The 17,302-nt window shown below is 42.4% G+C and carries 19 protein-coding genes and 1 tRNA gene; 11 read left to right on the plus strand and 9 right to left on the minus strand.

Annotation, left to right across the window (positions count from 1 at the left end; genetic code table 11):
* The first annotated feature begins 180 nt into the window (after positions 1-180).
* From N5E87_RS06445 to N5E87_RS06465, 5 genes are read left to right on the plus strand one after another with little or no spacing between them, the layout of a single operon-like run.
* On the plus strand, positions 181-1,092 hold the full coding sequence (locus tag N5E87_RS06445; RefSeq protein WP_086904954.1) for a class I SAM-dependent methyltransferase: 912 nt from the start codon (positions 181-183) through the stop codon (positions 1,090-1,092).
* A 21-nt stretch (positions 1,093-1,113) separates the two neighbouring features.
* Complete coding sequence (locus N5E87_RS06450; RefSeq protein WP_218558470.1) at positions 1,114-2,319, plus strand: class I SAM-dependent methyltransferase; 1,206 nt, start codon at positions 1,114-1,116, stop codon at positions 2,317-2,319.
* Positions 2,320-2,334: 15 nt separating this feature from the next.
* Positions 2,335-4,113: a 1-deoxy-D-xylulose-5-phosphate synthase gene (locus N5E87_RS06455; RefSeq protein ID WP_086904905.1), complete on the plus strand. Its 1,779-nt coding sequence runs from the start codon at positions 2,335-2,337 to the stop codon at positions 4,111-4,113.
* Positions 4,114-4,869 (plus strand): 3-oxoacyl-ACP reductase family protein, encoded by a 756-nt coding sequence (locus N5E87_RS06460; protein ID WP_086904906.1) that lies wholly within the window; start codon positions 4,114-4,116, stop codon positions 4,867-4,869.
* Positions 4,859-6,076, plus strand: a complete 1,218-nt coding sequence (locus tag N5E87_RS06465) for an ATP-grasp domain-containing protein (protein WP_086904907.1) — start codon at positions 4,859-4,861, stop codon at positions 6,074-6,076. Before N5E87_RS06460 ends, N5E87_RS06465 begins: the two co-directional genes overlap by 11 nt.
* 87 nt (positions 6,077-6,163) lie before the next feature.
* On the opposite strand, the gene N5E87_RS06470 is transcribed toward N5E87_RS06465, so the two are convergent.
* The 6 genes from N5E87_RS06470 to N5E87_RS06495 all read right to left on the minus strand — a co-directional run bounded on the left by N5E87_RS06470 (position 6,164) and on the right by N5E87_RS06495 (position 11,295).
* Positions 6,164-7,369, minus strand: coding sequence for an IS256-like element ISSod5 family transposase (locus tag N5E87_RS06470; protein WP_089066614.1), 1,206 nt, complete (start codon positions 7,367-7,369; stop codon positions 6,164-6,166).
* Between the two features lie 65 nt (positions 7,370-7,434).
* Entirely contained in the window at positions 7,435-8,295 is an 861-nt protein-coding gene (locus N5E87_RS06475; protein WP_086903744.1) for an N-acetylneuraminate synthase family protein, read from the minus strand.
* A gap of 59 nt (positions 8,296-8,354) precedes the next feature.
* Positions 8,355-8,624, minus strand: a complete 270-nt coding sequence (locus N5E87_RS06480; RefSeq protein ID WP_086903743.1) for a hypothetical protein — start codon at positions 8,622-8,624, stop codon at positions 8,355-8,357.
* A complete protein-coding gene (locus N5E87_RS06485) occupies positions 8,624-9,949 on the minus strand; it encodes a 6-hydroxymethylpterin diphosphokinase MptE-like protein (RefSeq protein WP_086903742.1) in 1,326 nt (441 codons plus the stop codon). Before N5E87_RS06485 ends, N5E87_RS06480 begins: the two co-directional genes overlap by 1 nt.
* 48 nt (positions 9,950-9,997) lie before the next feature.
* Positions 9,998-10,073 (minus strand) — tRNA-Arg (locus N5E87_RS06490).
* A 55-nt stretch (positions 10,074-10,128) separates the two neighbouring features.
* Positions 10,129-11,295, minus strand: coding sequence for a flagellar assembly protein FlgT (locus tag N5E87_RS06495; protein WP_279775177.1), 1,167 nt, complete (start codon positions 11,293-11,295; stop codon positions 10,129-10,131).
* A 239-nt stretch (positions 11,296-11,534) separates the two neighbouring features.
* On the opposite strand from N5E87_RS06495, the gene N5E87_RS06500 reads away from it, so the two are divergent.
* Together N5E87_RS06500 and N5E87_RS06505 are read left to right on the plus strand one after the other, a co-directional pair.
* Positions 11,535-12,167 carry a FlgO family outer membrane protein gene (locus N5E87_RS06500; protein ID WP_279775178.1) on the plus strand — a complete coding sequence of 211 codons (633 nt, stop codon included), beginning with the start codon at positions 11,535-11,537 and terminating at the stop codon, positions 12,165-12,167.
* Positions 12,164-12,613: an LPP20 family lipoprotein gene (locus N5E87_RS06505; protein ID WP_011625672.1), complete on the plus strand. Its 450-nt coding sequence runs from the start codon at positions 12,164-12,166 to the stop codon at positions 12,611-12,613. Before N5E87_RS06500 ends, N5E87_RS06505 begins: the two co-directional genes overlap by 4 nt.
* 102 nt (positions 12,614-12,715) lie before the next feature.
* Here the strand turns inward: N5E87_RS06505 and N5E87_RS06510 are convergent, their stop codons facing one another.
* From N5E87_RS06510 to flgA, 3 genes are all read right to left on the minus strand, one after another.
* Positions 12,716-13,141, minus strand: a complete 426-nt coding sequence (locus tag N5E87_RS06510) for a flagellar protein FlgN (RefSeq protein ID WP_011716391.1) — start codon at positions 13,139-13,141, stop codon at positions 12,716-12,718.
* A gap of 2 nt (positions 13,142-13,143) precedes the next feature.
* On the minus strand, positions 13,144-13,470 hold the full coding sequence (gene flgM / locus N5E87_RS06515; RefSeq protein WP_011622043.1) for a flagellar biosynthesis anti-sigma factor FlgM: 327 nt from the start codon (positions 13,468-13,470) through the stop codon (positions 13,144-13,146).
* 75 nt (positions 13,471-13,545) lie between these two features.
* Positions 13,546-14,253: a flagellar basal body P-ring formation chaperone FlgA gene (gene flgA, locus N5E87_RS06520; protein ID WP_011716392.1), complete on the minus strand. Its 708-nt coding sequence runs from the start codon at positions 14,251-14,253 to the stop codon at positions 13,546-13,548.
* A gap of 205 nt (positions 14,254-14,458) precedes the next feature.
* Between flgA and N5E87_RS06525 the strand changes: the two genes are divergently transcribed.
* From N5E87_RS06525 to flgC, 4 genes are all read left to right on the plus strand, one after another.
* Positions 14,459-15,379 (plus strand): chemotaxis protein CheV, encoded by a 921-nt coding sequence (locus N5E87_RS06525; protein ID WP_011716393.1) that lies wholly within the window; start codon positions 14,459-14,461, stop codon positions 15,377-15,379.
* Positions 15,380-15,480: 101 nt separating this feature from the next.
* On the plus strand, positions 15,481-16,320 hold the full coding sequence (locus N5E87_RS06530) for a protein-glutamate O-methyltransferase CheR (RefSeq protein WP_011716394.1): 840 nt from the start codon (positions 15,481-15,483) through the stop codon (positions 16,318-16,320).
* Positions 16,321-16,464: 144 nt separating this feature from the next.
* Positions 16,465-16,869, plus strand: a complete 405-nt coding sequence (gene flgB / locus N5E87_RS06535) for a flagellar basal body rod protein FlgB (protein ID WP_011716395.1) — start codon at positions 16,465-16,467, stop codon at positions 16,867-16,869.
* Between the two features lie 2 nt (positions 16,870-16,871).
* Positions 16,872-17,288: a flagellar basal body rod protein FlgC gene (flgC, locus tag N5E87_RS06540; RefSeq protein WP_011622048.1), complete on the plus strand. Its 417-nt coding sequence runs from the start codon at positions 16,872-16,874 to the stop codon at positions 17,286-17,288.
* Positions 17,289-17,302 lie beyond the last annotated feature (14 nt).

Here is a 17,302-nt window from a genome sequence, read left to right on the forward strand (position 1 = left end):
GGCAAAATGAGATAGCTGAGTTTAAAAAATTTAAATGCATATAATGTATCCCAAGCTACTCATCAATGACTAAAATCTTAGCAGTTATCAGTAGGTTGTTACAACGTAATATTAATTGGCTTAAAATTTGCTTTCCTTTAAAACGCCAACTTACTGACATTATCCATTAGAGGAATAGAGATGCATCACAAAACATCTGAACAACATATGGGGCATCTCGTTGACGAGATTAATGGTTTCCAGGTAATTGAATGTCAAATGTGTGGATTTAAACACATCCATCCTCTCCCAACCTTAGATGAACTTGAAAAAATCTACAGGCATGAATACTATACTTTAGATAAACCTCTATTTCTTCAAGAAAAAGAAGAGGATAAAACGTGGTGGAATACAGTGTATTCCGATCGCTATGATACTTTTGAAGAGTTTTTACCTACTACTGCTCGACGTATATTAGATGTAGGTTCTGGCCCTGGTTATTTTGTGAGTTATGGCCAGAAACGGGGGTGGAAATCGGTGGGGGTTGAGCCATCCGCTCAAGCATGCGAGCACGCAAGGGGTTTAGGTGCAGAAGTCGTTGAGAATTTCTTTAATCATGACACCGCAACAGCTCTAGGAAAATTTGATGCAATTCATGCTAATGCCGTTCTTGAACACATCCCGAATCCAAGAGAAATGGTATCACTTTTTCGAGAGTCTTTAGTACAAGGTGGTATACTGTGTGTAGTTGTTCCTAATGACTACAACCCTTTTCAAGAAACGTTGAGAACTTATGAAGGATATCGTCCATGGTGGGTTGCTCCACCGCATCATCTAAATTATTTTAATTTTGAGACCTTAGGAAATTTGCTTGTCTCTGAAGGATTTGAGGTAGTGATGCAGGAGACTACTTTTCCCATCGATATGTTTTTACTGATGGGGGATAATTATGTTGATTCTTCTGAGCTTGGACGTGCTTGCCATAAAAAGCGGATGAGATTCGATACTCAGATGCTGCTCTCTGGTAATAACAAGGTTAAGAGGCGGTTTTATCAGGCGCTTGCTTCCGTTGGTATGGGACGTGAAGTCGTTCTTTTTGCAAAGAAAGTCTAGAAAAAGTTTTTAGGGATACCTATGAATAATATTAAAATATTGATCCAAGCTAGCTCTCGTTCTTGGGCGGGGGGAAGGGATATTTGCATGGGGCTAGTTAATGGTGAAATTGCCGTTGTTAGAACCATTAAGGATGCATTAGCTGCATTCCCTGATGCTCAAGTATCACTTGTCGCACCAGAATTCGATCGTGATGGTGAATTGAATAACGTTGTGGAAGTTATTGCCGACAAGCGTTTGACTTCATTCTACGGATTTGATGAAAGCCCACTTAAACGTATGATTGCGGCATCAGTAGAGCTTTCTGAGGATGATTACATTGTTCGTGTGGACGGCATCCATTTCTGTTTTGATTCTAATCTTAGCCAGCAAATGTTAGCTATCGCGCAACAAAAAAGACTAGATTGCATAAAGCTACCTGCTGACTTTCCTGTTCATTTTAGCTCTGAAGTATTTCGTGTAGGTGCTCTTAGAGAACTTGTCAATATTTTGAATACTCATGAGCTAGCCAAATTTCACGTCCATCCTAAAGCATATTTTGAACTGAATCGTTATGATTATAACTTTGAGTATTTGAGTGTCTTGCCTCAATATTCTGATGAATATTTAAAGGAATGTAGGCAATTAACGCAACCCATCTATGAAATTCCACGTCAAGAAGTCAATAGTCATAGAATTGCTAGTGGTGACAGATTCGGTTATCACTATCAAATAGCGCTTAAATATCTTAAAAAAAACATGAAGGTTTTGGATATTGCATGTGCTGATGGCTATGGTGTTCGCATGATGTCCTCCTCAATTTCCTTAGTGCATGGAGCAGATTTAGATGCTGAAAGTATCGCGTTTGCTAGGCAGCATTCTGCGCAAAAAAACGTAGATTTTTTTGTCGAAGACATAACTAATATGTCATTTGATGATAATAGTTATGATGGTGTTACTTGTTTTGAAACATTAGAACATGTGCCAGAAGACGCTTGTCTTAAAGAGTTACTGCGTATCATCAAACCAGGCGGCATGTTAATTTTAAGTACACCACAAAACAGTTATGGTCATATTCCAGTCAATTCCTGTCACTTAGTTGAATATAATTTAGATTATTTACTTCAATTGATGAGTCGCTATTTTCATATTGTTAAGGTCATTGGCATTAAGGCTGGGATTATACATGATGATACTGATCCCTATGGGACTAATACTGTTTTAGTTTGTATAAAACCTATTCATTAAAGTTAAGGATTTTTTATGATTGTCAATGATGATCTTAAATTTATAAGTTCCACTGCTGAGCTTAAAAATTTACCAATTGAGGCTCTTGATGTAGAAGCAGATAAAATCCGACGTTTTTTAATCGAAAAAATCTCCACTACTGGAGGACATATTGGGGCAAATCTGTCAGTCATTGAGTTGACGATAGCACTCCATTATGTATTTGATTCTCCGGTTGATAAAATTATTTTTGATACCGGTCATCAGGGTTATACCCACAAATTGATTACTGGTCGGAGAGAAAGTTTTAACTCTTTAAATACCTATAAAGGGATGAGTCGTTTTATTGCCAGAGAAGAAAGTGAGCACGATATTATAGATGCTTCACATGCTGGAACCTCAATATCGTTGGCTACAGGTATTGCCACTGCATTAAAAAATAAAAAAAGTGAACAGTATACAGTTGCTATTATCGGTGACGGCTCTTTGGTTGAGGGAATGGCATTTGAGGCGCTTAACTTTGGTAGTGTAGATAAGAACTCTAAGCTTATAATCGTTGTGAATGATAATGAGATGGCTATTGCACCATCAGTTGGGGGGATAAGACAGCTCACCACCGGTGTTGATTGGTATAAAAAGTCTCAACATTTTTTTGAAAGCTTAGGTTATAACTATATCAGCGTCCCAAATGGCCATCGTTCAGAGGAGATTGTACTGGCGCTTAATCAGGCCAAATCATTAGGTCATGCAACTGTTGTTCATGTTAAAACAGAGAAGGGTAAAGGTTTAGCTTGTGCTGCAACTCATCCTTATAAGATGCATTTTTCAATGCCTTTTGATGCAGTATCTGGCTTAGGGGCATCACCTACAGTTTCTGGTAAGACTTTTGCGGTTATTTTTGCCGAAATGTTAGCTGCATTAATGGCATTAGATCCTCAAATTAATGTTATTACCCCCGCAACTCCTTATGCATCATCTTTAGATAATTTGTCCACCCAATTTCCTGAGCGTGTAATAGATGTTGGAATGGCTGAGCAGCATGCTGTTGGAATGGCTTGTGGTATGGCTCTTGAAGGATTAAAACCAGTGGTATGCATGCAAACCACGTTTATGCAAAGAGCGTTTGATCAGTTATTACACGATGCTTGTTATATGAATTTACCTATTACCGTATTAGGTGTTAGGGCTGGTTTTGCAGGCTATGATGGTTCAACTCATCATGGTATTTATGATATTCCATACTTAAAATCATTCCCGAATATGCAATTGGAATATCCTATAAACAGTATAGAAGCTCAACGATTGTTGGAGAAACGATTAGATAACCCGATTGGACCTATGATTATTTTGCATCCTTATGAGCCTTTAAGTATACCGGAGCCTGAATCAGGCATTATTCAGCACGGTATGTCTGTTGCTGCGATAGGAAAAGATGGCTTTGTTATTTGTCTTGGGAATACTTTAGCTAAGGCTTGGGAGTTAAAATCACTTTTAGCCAAATTGGGTAAGACATTCGGTATTATCTGTGTACAGAGCATCAAGCCATTTCCTTCAAAAGAAATTCTTGAATTATTAGTCTCTGGTATGGACATCATCACTATCGAAGAGAGTATATTAGCGGGAGGGTTTGGTTCTTTATTACTTGAAAGCTTTAGTGATGCGGATGTTAACTTCCGAGTATTTAGAAGTGGTGTCACTGATCGTTTTATCCGCCCTGGAAGCAAACAGGAATGTAGTGATGAAGCAGGTATTACTGCTCAGCAAATAATTATGCAAATCCAACAACGTTGGACTGGTTATCTAGAGGATTTATGAGTGGGTAGACTCACCGGAAAAGTTGCTCTTATAACGGGCGCTTCAAGAGGAATTGGTGCTGGTATTGCGGAGGCATTTGCTAAAGAGGGCGCCGACGTAATTATTAACTATAATACCAATGGCGAAGCTGCAAAGAGAGTTGTGAATAAGCTTAAAATCTTTGGGCATAAAGTTCTCGCTATTCGTGCAGATATTACAAAGCGTGATGAGATTAAGTATTTAATACAGAAATCACAACTCGAATGTGGTCGTATAGATATTTTGGTTAACAATGCTGGTATTAATCAAAGAGGTTGGTTTGATGAAATAACGGATGAGGCTTGGGATATGATAATGGGGACCAATCTAAAAGGCCCCTTTATGTGTTGCCAAGAGATATTTCCACTAATGAAATCTGCTGGTGGTGGCCGGATTATCAACATTTCCTCTGTTGCGGGTCAGTATCATGGTCCTAAGACTGTCCATTATGCTGTATCAAAGGCTGGTTTAAATAGTTTAACTAAAATCCTTGCTCGTTATGGAGCTGAGCACAATATTCTTGTAAATGCCGTTGCACCGGGACTAATTCGTACTGATCAGACTGCTGATGAAATTGATTCGCCAGCTGGAGCTAAGGTTATAGATATGACTTTGTTAAAGAAAGCGGGAAGAATTGAAGATATTTCTGATGCTTGTGTATTTCTAGCCTCGAATGAACAGCAGTACATGACAGGGCAAATACTGGCCGTTAGTGGAGGAGCAATCCTTGATAACTGAAGCCAAGAATCTTCTGCTTTTAGGGGGTAGTTCAGATCAAGTTTTTGCTATCAAGACGGCAAAGGCTATGGGGCTTTATGTCATCGTGGTTGATGGAAATCCCGACTCCCCAGGCTTTTCAATGGCTGATAAATATGCAGTCGTTAGTACAAGGGATTTGCCTGCACTAAAAGCATTTGTAGATGGTTTAATCTTTCCTATACATGGTGTTGCTGTAATGGGAAGCGACATTTCACAATATGTTTCTGCTCTCGCAGAGTACCTTTCTGTTCCTTGTATCCCGTTAAGGGCAGCAGAAATTGCAACCAATAAGTTATTGATGAAACAATGTTTTGCTAACAATGGTATCGCTATTCCTTGGTTTTCTGCTGTTAATAGTTTTGAACATCTGTGTCAGTTGGTCGTTGAGCGAGGTTTTCCACTCGTTCTTAAACCAGTTGATCGATCCGGGGCTAGAGGTGTGTTTCTGTTAAAGAAGGGAGCAGATTTAGATGTATTATATCAAAGTTCCCTTGAAGAATCATTTAGTGGACAGCTAATCATTGAGGAGTATTTAGAAGGACCACAGATCAGCACCGAAACACTGTTTTATCAAGGGAAAGGACATACTGTAGGATTTGTTGATCGTAACTATGAAATGTTAGATGTTTTTGCTCCATATATTCTTGAAAATGGCGGTTGGCAACCCAGCCGTTTATCGCAACAACAGCGAAGTGACATTGAACAACTAATCGATGATGTAGCCAAAGCATTAGATATTGAAAGTGGTGTAATAAAAGGGGATATTGTTTTTACTCCTTCTGGTCCAAAGGTTATTGAAGTTGCAACTAGATTAAGTGGGGGAGATTTTTCAGAAAGTCTCGTTCCGTTAGGTTTGGGTGTGAACTATGTTCAAACTGCGCTAGAAATTGCATTAGATATTGAACCTAATTTCGATGCTTTAATACCAAAGCAAAACCAATTTGTTGCGAACCGTTATTTTTTCCCCGAGGAAGGTAAATTGACCGCCATTCATGGGATTGAAAAAGTTAGATCTCATGATTTTGTTAAAAAATTAGAGTTTTTTGTTAATGTTGGCGAAATAGTTAGGCCGATTTGTAGTCATGCAGATAGAGCCGGTGTATTTATTGTGGTTGCCGATTCTTTTGAGGAATTAGAGATGCGGATAGCTTGGGTTTATAAAACGATTTTATTTGAAGTTTGTTAAAAACTAGATGAATAACACTAGATCTTATTTCCAGTGTTATTCAATCGTATTGTCAGAGGCTGTTCATAATTCTGTGTCAGGTTAATTTCACAGATCGATATGGTTTTCTAAGCGCCCCTCAAAATGGATTGAGAGCTGTGATAGCGTCAAATTCCAATTTTGGATGGGGTGAGTCCAGCGCTCAGAGGCCTTCAATATACCCGCGTAAAGCAGCTTGAGTAAACTGTTCTCGTTAGCAAAACCACCTTTGGTTTTAGTTAACTTTCTGAATTGGCGATGCACGGCTTCAACCGCATTGGTGGTGTAGATGGCGGTCCGAACGTAGTCAGGGTATTTGAAATAAACCGATAGCAGTGCCCACTTGTTGCGCCATGACTTAATCACTACAGGGTATTTATCACCCCATTTTGTCTCCAGTTCATCCAGTGCCATCTCGGCCGCATTCAAGGTGGCAGCCTTATAAACACACTTTAAATCGGCCATGAAGGCTTTTTGGTGCTTGGACGCGACATACTTCATTGAGTTGCGAATTTGATGGATGACGCACAGCTGTACTTCCGTCTGTGGATATATGGTTTCAATCGCTTCAGGAAAGCCTTTAAGGCCATCCACACAGGCGATGAGGATGTCTTTCACCCCACGGTTATACAGGTCGGTTAGTACGCTTAACCAATGGTGAGCCCCTTCATTATCAGACAGATATAAGCCTAATAGCTCTTTCTTGCCTTCGACGTTAAGGGCCAGAATGGTGTAAACCGCCTTGCTGATAAAGCGACCATTCTCTTTGATTTTATAGTGAATCGCATCGAGCCATATGACGGGGTAAAGCGGCTCTAGCTCGCGTTCCCGCCATGCCTGAAGCTCAGGTAGTAACTTGTCAGTAATGGCGTTCACCGTGCCGTTGGACACCGACATGCCGTACATGTCTTCGATATGTGCACGAATATCTTGATAGCTGGTGCCTAATGAAAATAAGCCAATGATTTTACGCTCCATTTCATCGGTAAGCTGGGTTTGGTGCTTTTTGACTAATTGAGGCTCGAAGGTGCCCGCTCTGTCTCTGGGCGTGTTCAACTCAAAGTTACCAATGGGGCTTTTAACTGTTTTAGTGGTTTTACCGTTTTTACGATTAGCGCCTTCAGTGCTCGCCAAATGGCCATCCAACTCTGCGGCTAAGGCCGCTTCAGTGAGTTGCTTAATCAAAGGGGTTAAGATGCCATCCTTGCCGGTGAGGTCTTTACCTTCACGCAGCGCTTGAATGGCAGCATTGATATCAAAAGTAGGTGTGGTCATAAATCATCTCTTTTTGGTATAGCTTAAAGAAATGACACAGAAATTTGAACACTACCTATTGTCATCTAAAACTGCGGTCTAATATGTTTTAGTGGTCGTAAACCATCTTCAGGATCCGCCCTCCAGTCTCGGTCAGGGGCTTCACTCGGAGCTAATATTTTATTCGGGCTACCATCAAGTAGTTGCGCTTCTCTACACTCAATTATGACAAGTTGCATTTGTTCAGGTAACCAACAGTGACCCGCAGCATATTCAGCCCCTTTCTGGTCTAGATCAATATGAAATTCAATACAGTCAGCCTGCCAACGATTAACCGCACGGCGAATAACCGATGGTGAAACTGAGTGATCAGACCAACCCACTTTAATTCTGTAGCGTTCACGAAAATGCCCAAGCACAGCTAAGTTACAATCCGCTTTTGGCGTCGGATAGGCTGATACACAGTGTAATAATGTTATATTCTGACAACCTGCATTTTGTAATACTCTTATTGCATGATCAATTTCCTCAAAATTAGCCATGCCGGCTGAAATAACAACCGGTTTTCCTGTTTTTGCACAAGCTTCTAAAAGAGCATCCCAAAGTAATTCATAGGATGCAATCTTGTAGAAATCTACATAGGGTTCGAGTTCTGCTACTGCATCTAGATAAAATGGCGTGCAGGTAAACTGGATACCATATTGGTCACAGCTTTGCTTTAATTCTGGCAGAAAACTGACTGGTAGCTCCCACTCTTTGCGTTTTCGGTGTACTTCACTTTTAGCAAGAATTTCTGGTGCAAAAAGTTCTTCAATTTTAAATAATTGAAATTTAACGGCATCACAACCTATGTCAGCAGCTGTTTTGATAAATTCAATGCAACGTTGTAAGTCTCTATGATGGTTACTAGAAACTTCGGCGATAAAAACTGGGGAATGTTTAGTCATAGTGGCTCACAAATAAGCTTTGATAAGGTATTAACGGCAAATGACAGGGAAGCTTTAAATTAGTGTTTTAGCAACTCAATGAGTTCATGCTCTAAGTAATCTGCAAGACTTAGCCAATCGTGTAGCTCCTGAGCTTGTAGCATTGGCGCCAGCATTTGCTGAAATGAGGGTAATTGCATCAGCTCGGGGTGATGCTTCTCTATTGAATCGAGACATAAACGAAATTCCACTGAGCCCTGAGCTTCCTTGCCTAAACGGAAGGAGTGGGCCGCTTGGCAAAGCATGTCTTCTAGGGATTGTTTTGGTGAATTATGTGGTTTGAAAGACATTAAATCAGCTCCTTATATTGCGAACCACGGATTTTCGCGCCCGATAAACTGGCTTGGTAAAACTTCACCTGTGGATGTTTAGCAATATAGCGTTCTAAATGTCGTAAATAAGCGCGAAGATTAAGATCTGTAGCAATCCGTTGGCCTTTGCCATTAATCAACCAATGCTTTGCTTCTTTCACTTTTTGTATCACAGCTTCAACCCATAGTTTTTCAGATTTGTCCTTACTTTCAAATGGATAATCATTCCAGAAAGCATGACTTTTATTATTGCAGTAACAAAAGTCACAGCCTAAAAGCGTGATTTCTTTAGCATGTAACTTAACTGCTAAATCAATTGCTGGGTGAATCACACTGCCATTTGTAAACAGTCTCAGCTTGGGGTTCAGCTGGGCCATGCTGTCGTAAATTTTACTCGTGCCATAAGCCACAAATCTTGGCCCTAGCCATTGGGCTAATACTTCGGGGGCTACCCGAGGAAAATACACAAGATTGATTTCTTGGGTTTCTGATAAAGGCAAATGATAGGAGGAAATTAAACCGTCAATACAGACTACTATATCAGGCTTAATCTGATGGTAAAGTAATCCACGCAAAGCCGTATCCGCAGCAATCAATAAGGGTCTCGATGAGCTTAAACTCAACGCCTTAAGATAAGCATAATGTTCTTCTAAAGACGGACCTGAGCCTATAACGATTGCTTTATATGGATTGGAACTTTTAGTTAAATGGGCAGCATCAGGATCATTAGTAATAAATACCTGATTATCGGCAAAACGCTTAAGGATCTGAGGATCATCGATTTGATGGTGTCGATTGGTGAAATCACGATTAAGCTCCATCACCAAGAGATCCCTCAGTGTGGCATTGTCATCACTGACGAGATTAAGATCTGGAGTAATGGCAACATTCGGAAATTGCAGCGTTGCACTGGGCATAGCATTTAATTGCACATTAGAATGACTTAGCCATTCCCGCTGATCGGTGTAACAAAGCAATAATGCGAATACAGCCAAATTTAAAATGCAGACTTCGATGCGAGTATAGTGTGGATTTTCAATCAACAGACTTGGAACATCACCCATACCCACGCCATAAACCGTGACTTGCTGGGTATTTGAGGGAAGGGTGCTAATAAACAGCTGTGCTTCAGCGATGCGGTCATGCCGGCTACTGAGTTGGATACCATTGACACTAATTGTTTGATTACGTCCCGTAACAAGATGTGCATCGAGATGGTCTATTGATTGGCTCTTTACTGCAGCAGCCACAATTGGCCAGCGTTTAGTAATGATGCTCAAATTAGCGGCAAATAGTTCAGTCATCCGGTTCCTCGGAAGCTTTGGCCCATTGATATCACCGACGTCACTATCTGGTCTCTCCACAGGGACTCGAACCCCGATCGGCCGCTTAGGAGGCGGCTGCTCTATCCTGTTGAGCTATGAAGAGACGCCAGTGATTATACTGGTTTTATCTTTGATTAAAAGGCTTATGATTTAGTTGGTTAAATCTTAAGCGCGATGTCGTTTATCTGTACATTGTCAGCTGCATTTTGGTCAACGAGGACTGCAGTTGCACTTTCTTCGCTGACTTGTTCGATTTTTACCGTTGCTCGGCTCTTAGTGGCGACGGCACGCATTTCGTTGAGTCTATCGGGTAAGTTTTGTTGTAACACGACCTGGAATTTATCGCCAACTCGAATGCCGTGTTTGCGACCTAAGTTGAGGATAATTCTATCGCCTTGACGGCTGACGACTTGTCCTAATAGTGGTCTGCAATTGAGCGTGTTGTCTATATCTCGAGTTGCTTCTTGCATGATCTGGCTGATATTTCTGCCATAGGATGAACGCCAAAATCGGTCACTATTAGGGGCTATGATGGCCTGTTCTTCAAACTCCCACGGGGCAGAGGTACTATAGGTTTTGCTCCACACTTCCTCGCCGCTAATGCCGTGATAGAGGCTGAGTTTAAATTGGAATTGTCTGAGTGGCGCTTCATCCCACCATCCCATAAAGGTTGATTGCACAGGCTCAGTCGATATATCGATGATTTGTGGCAATAAAATATATTGGCTATCGGTGATTTCACTCAACCAACTAGGGAGTCGATAGCCGCGGATATCGACAAGTTCCTGTGCGATATCAAGCCGCTCTTTGGCATGGATATGGCTAAAACCAGTAGATGAGTAGCCATCAATACTATTACCCAGTTTCTCGGAGATGACTTCTTCAAATCCCGATAATTGTCCGTAGCGTAACTGTGCACGGTCTTTTATTTGCGCTTGGGGAATTAAGATGGCGGCCTTTAATTGGCCTGCCGGGCATTGCTGGGTTGGGTCATCATTGAGATCGAGCCTGAGGGATACATAGATTTTATTGCCTTGAATACGCTCGCTCACCAATTGAATGCTAATCGCCTGGGCATAACGATTAATCGCAAAGCTGTTTTGCGTTAAGTTGCCATTAGTCGTTTGCTGTTCGCTGGTGATCTGGATACCGGTACTGAGCGTGGCATAACTCACCGCTTGATTGATGGCTTCTTCACGTGCTTGGGCGATGTTGCCATTGGTGATCACCGCTTCTCCACTGGCCTCGACCCATTCGGCGTTTGCCTGTGCAGCAAATAGCAGTAGGCTGCTGATTATGAGCAAGTTCTTTCTTAGTATGTTCATCAATAAGCCCTTAACTAAAATTGCTGGGATGAGTCAGTTTACTGGCAGTGCTTTATGGCTTTAAGCAAATTGTATGCCTGAATTATCGTGGTCTAGGGATAAAGTTATCAATAGATTTGTCGATAATCTGAATAGTTCATTAAGCGCAATATTTTGACTTGGTCTAATACTTGCTTGCTTTATGGCAAAGATTGCGGCTCCCACTGGGCCACATTGATACTGATGACGAGGTTACTCCTATGCTTAAGCGTGCATTCATTCCTCTGGCACTGTTAGTGCTGGTTGGGTGTGCGACTAAACCCGTGGCACCGCCCAAACCTAGCTTAGCTGACGGCAATGGTTTGCCGCCTACGGCGACAATTAATCATCTCGCGCAGCGCATTGTGACTGAGTTAGTCAAGCAGAATGATGCCTTGCGTCCCGACCAACCTATCGTTGTTGCCACGCCAGTGTTAGTGGGGAATTTGAGTAGCACCAATGCGCTGGCGCAGCAGCTCCAGCAAGGGCTGATGACGTCTTTGCATAGCTTTATGTTTAATGTGGTGGATTTGAATTTAGGTGATGGGCTGAGTGTGACGGCTGATGGCGATTTTATTTTGACGCGCGATTGGCAAAAGCTTTCGACCAACTTACCCGTTGACCATATTGTGGTATCGACGATGAGCCCCACGACCAATGGCATGGCAATCAACACTCGGATTGTTACCTTGAGTAATAACCGCGTGGTGTCAGCCTCTCAAACCTATCTGACCCAAAAAGAGTTGAGCAATTACATGCAGCCTTCAGAGCAAGTTATCTCTCAGGATGGGATTTTATACCGCCAGTCGAGCCCTGGCATGAATGAAGTGCGAGTGCTAGGAGATGGAAAATGAAACGCTACCTATTCATTGTTGCGGCGCTCCTACTAACAGGGTGTGCTGCCAAAGATAAATATGTTCAGTGGGAAGATGTACCGCCAAGCAGTTTTCCTAAGCTGACGGCCATAGGTTATGCCCCGCTAGCGACTCAACCGGCTAAAGAGCAGTCCCAACGAGTATTGATGGCGATGCAGGCCTCAAAAATTGTGGCTTATCGTGAACTGGCTGAACAAGTGTATGGACAAAAGATCACCGCCAATAGCAGTGTCAGTGATTGGATGCTGACAGATGACAATGTTAAAGCTTCTGTGACTGGGGTGATCCGCGGCGCGAGAGTGGTAAAAAGCTATCCGGCAGGGGATCACTATGTCACTGAGTTGGAGCTTGATTTTGCCAAGGTATGGCAAATTTACCAACAGCAGAGCCGCCCACAAAGAATTAAAGACGTTACCTATTTTTAGCACTAGGGCAGGGTGACTAGTCCTTGCAGTACCAATAAACAAAAGCCGCACTCAGTTTTAGCGCGGCTTTTTTTATATCCCGTTTACTATTTACTGCTCGACTTATGCTTTTAAATCATTGCCTAAGCTAGAAAGGGTCGAAGTTCTGCCTTTATCGTTATAAGTCAGAGTGGTCGCGTTTCGGCTCGCCTGTAAGGCTTGGGCAAAACGGTTTAGACTCGCCAAATTCATCTCGATGAGACTGGCATTTTGAGCGTTAAGATCCTTACATTCGGCAAGGGCCTCTTTTACGGCGGCCATTTTATGGGATAGTTCTACTTGCGAGGAGAGTAAGGATTTATCGCTGTGATTGGCCAGTAAGTCATCGTTGGCCTTGAGTTCTTGCAGGCATGTTGATTTTTGCTCCGCAAGCGATAAAAGCAAATCGGCGTTTTGGTCAACCAAAGCGCCTTTTTCCTTAAGAATAATCTGTTTAAGAACAGCCAAATGGGCGTGTTGTTGATCTACCAGTTTAGCTATTTCTGTCATAGTTACTCTTTATTGAGGTCATTCAATTCAGCTTCGAAGCTGGCAATGTTGGCCGCCAACTTTTCGGGATCAATTTTATAGCGACCTTCGGCAATCGCTTGCTTAATTTCAGCGACTTTCTTTTGGTCGACTTCAGGTAGGCTGGCCATTTTGGTTTGAGCTCCTTGTAGCTGTTGAGCTTGAGCCGTAATGACAACAGAGTCACCTTTTTGTTGAGTCGATTTGGCCGCAACCTGAGTCGATTGCTCGCTTTCACTGCTCTTTTTAGTACTGTTTGAACGGACTTGCGCGGCCGCTCCGGCGTTAAATTTGCTAATATCAATTGCCATTTTAGGCTCCAGCGTCGTGTATACGGGATTTCTTAACTGGGGTATCGGCAGCCCAACGAAAAGCTTTAGCTTATTTTACATTCTAACTTCGACTTCGCCAATGGCTGTGACTATAGCATCTAGTTCCTTGTTTGAGCTGCTATTTTTGACCCTAATTTGGTCACCAATATTACCATCTTGCAGTGCTTCACCCACGGTTTTTAGCACAAAATTACTGGAACGGACATAAATCGACACTGAATCATTCTTACAGACAAAGCAAAGGTTGTTGGCAAAAATGGGAAAATTTTTGGCAACACGGCGTTTAACCCGTACGCCTGAAAGTTGGCTGGTATCGCTAAATTGCATTCCGCGTAAACTATTTTGATCAATATAACGGATTTCAACCTGAGTCGGACTGATTAACTCCCCTGGCGCCAGTGTTTCGCTGGCAACGACCACAGGGAACAGAATATCAACACGCACCGACATAAAAATCTGCCAAGGGTAGGCCAAATCAGGTGTATCACAGCTGACTTTTACTGTGTTGTTGCGGCTGATTTCCCTATCGGATGCTAGTTCAACTTTTATTGGGGATGCGCATTGTGCTGGCAGTAGTCGGTTGTCGATAGGTTGGGGAGCGATTTCCACTTTGGCATTCGCTGGCACTGAAATCTTTTCATTAATAAGGGCTTTAGCTAACTCTGATATCGCCGATACGCTAGGTACCTCGGGAGCTGCATTGGCCGCCGAGGTGAGAAATAATGCGATAACACATAAAAAATATACTAAATTTACTTTCATAATGAAGAGACTAGCTTGTAACGCCAGAATGCACCTATACTTTTATCAAACGTGAAACTGTCCTGTGTCGTTAAGGCCAAAATTTCGTGTCAGAAGTTTGACTCAGTTTCAACTATGGTTATGGATAACAAGACGCAAGCAATTAATATGCCTATACTCAAACGAGTTTTATGGCCGTACATAAACAGAACAACAAGGCAGAGTTATGTCGAGTATTCTTGATTCAGTCAACAAACGCACCCAACTCGTAGGTCAAAACCGACTAGAACTATTGCTATTTAAGTTGAATGGTCGTCAACGTTTTGGGATTAACGTATTCAAAGTGAAAGAGGTTCTGCAGTGTCCACCATTAACGGCCTTGCCTAAACTTAATCCCTACGTCAAAGGGGTGGCACATATTCGCGGAACGACCATTTCAGTGATCGATTTAAGTGCCGCAACTGGCGGACGTCCGCTCGCGAGTACCGAAAATTGCTTTATTATCATTTCAGAATATAACCGCAGCGTGCAAGGTTTCTTGGTCAGTTCAGTTGAACGTATCATCAACATGAATTGGGAAGCTATTATGCCGCCACCGCAAGGTGCTGGCCGTTATTCCTATTTGACGGCGGTGACTGAAATTGAAGGCGAGTTAGTCGAAATTCTCGATGTTGAAAAGATTCTTGATGAAATCTCCCCAGTAAAAACCGCGATTAGTGAAGAAGTCAATGAGCAGCTCACTATCGATAGAAGTCAGCATTATCACATCATGGTGATTGATGATTCGGCTGTGGCTCGTAAACAGATTATTCGCGCGTTGGAATCATTAAACTTACAGATTGATACGGCAAAAGATGGCCGCGAGGCATTGGACAAGTTAAAGGCGATTGCTGGTGAAATGAACAATGTCGCCGAAGAGATCCCATTAATTATTTCTGATATCGAAATGCCTGAAATGGATGGTTATACCTTAACGGCAGAAATCCGCGACGATCCAAAACTTAAGCATATTAAGGTCGTTTTACATACCTCACTCAGCGGCGTGTTCAACCAGGCCATGGTGCAAAAAGTAGGCGCCAACGACTTTATCGCGAAATTCAATCCTGATGAATTAGCGGCAGCAGTGAACAAGCATTTAAGTTTGTAGTGAAAGTGTGGGTTAGTGCCTAGTAGCGCTTTACGCTATAATCTAGCCCTTATTACATGATTGTTGGCACTTATTTGGGTGCTTGCTATAGGATCTAGGACGTGAATGTGCCTGACAAATCACTCGCTGAAGCCGAATATAATCAATTTAGGTTGTTCCTAGAACAACACAGCGGCATCGTACTGGGGGAAAATAAACAATACCTAGTACGTAGCCGTCTTGCTCCCTTGATGGGCAAATATAATCTGCCTTCGTTATCCGATGTGGTAAAACATTCGATGAAGCCCACGGAGCGAGCCTTACGGGCAGAAGTGATCGACGCCATGACTACCAATGAAACCTTATGGTTTCGTGACCGTTATCCGTTTGAGTTGCTCAATAATGTGTTGTTACCTGAATACAGTAAGTTGGGGCGTCCATTAAAAATATGGTCCGCTGCCTGCTCGTCTGGCCAAGAGCCTTATTCGTTGGCAATGACTATCTTAGAATATCAACAGAAGAAGCCGGGAGCTTTGCCGGGCGGCGCCTCGATTCAAGCAACCGATCTTTCACCTTCGATGTTGGAACGTTGCAAAAATGCCGAATACGATAGTTTGGCGCTAGCGCGTGGTTTATCCGAGGAACGTAAGCGCCAGTTTTTTGATGCTTTGCCCTCTGGCAACATGCGAGTTAAGGATAACGTTAAGCGTTTAGTCAATTTTCGCGCCCATAACTTACTTGAGAGTTACACCTTACTCGGCAAGTTCGACATTATCTTCTGTCGAAATGTGCTGATCTATTTTGCCCCAGAGGCAAAAGCAAAAATTTTGCGGCAATTCGCTGCCGCTTTAAATCCGAAGGGCATACTCTTTCTCGGCGCGTCAGAGTCGATTGCGGGTCTGACGGATGAATTTGATATGGTTCGTTGCAACCCGGGTATCTATTACCAGAAAAAGACTTAATATTATGATATTAAATAAAAATTACCGACATGAGTCGGTAATTTTTTACCCCGTCAAACCCCTTTTCTACACATTTCTGATAGTTTCTGTTTTTTGGCACATGAATTGCTTTGTTCCCGTGAGAGTCACGATGGAGGCAATTTTATGGCGATTAATTTTGATAAGGCACTAGGTGTGCACCAATTTACTTTGGGGATACGTGCCGAGCGTGCCGAAGTAATTTCAAGCAACATCGCAAACGCCGATACGCCACATTATAAAGCCCGTGACGTCGATTTTTCTGCGGCCTTAAATATTGCGAAAACCCAGCAACAGCAACGCAATAGCCTTGAGATGACAGGCGATGAGCAGCATTTTGGCCTCGCACAGTTAACGGGACAATACGTGAAGTTCCGTGTGCCAAATCAGCCAGATACTGGAGATGGCAATACAGTGGATATTCAACAGGAACAGTCGGCATTTATGCAAAATGCGCTCGAATATCAAATGTCTCTGGGATTTTTGGACAGTAAGTTTAGCGGCATGAAAAAAGCGCTGAGAGGGGATTAATCATGAGTTTATTTAGCATTTTTGATGTGGCAGGCTCCGGTATGTCAGCCCAGTCCGTCCGACTCAATACCACGGCGAGTAACATCGCTAACGCCGATTCTGTTTCTAGCAGTATTGATAAAACTTACCGCTCACGTCATCCCATTTTTGAAGCTGAAATGGCGAAAGCGCAGAGCCAACAGCAAGCTTCTCAAGGTGTTGCAGTAAAAGGCATTGTTGAGAGCGATAAACCCCTATTAAAAGAGTATTCGCCCGATCATCCGATGGCGGATGCGGATGGTTTTATTTATAAGCCGAATGTGAATGTCATGGAAGAAATGGCGGATATGATTTCTGCCTCTCGCTCATATCAGATGAATGTTCAAGTCGCAGAAGCCGCAAAATCTATGCTGCAACAAACACTTGGGATGGGTAAATAACATGCGCGATTTAG

It is taken from the genome of Shewanella sp. GD03713, assembly GCF_029843705.1.
Taxonomy (GTDB): Bacteria; Pseudomonadota; Gammaproteobacteria; order Enterobacterales; family Shewanellaceae; genus Shewanella.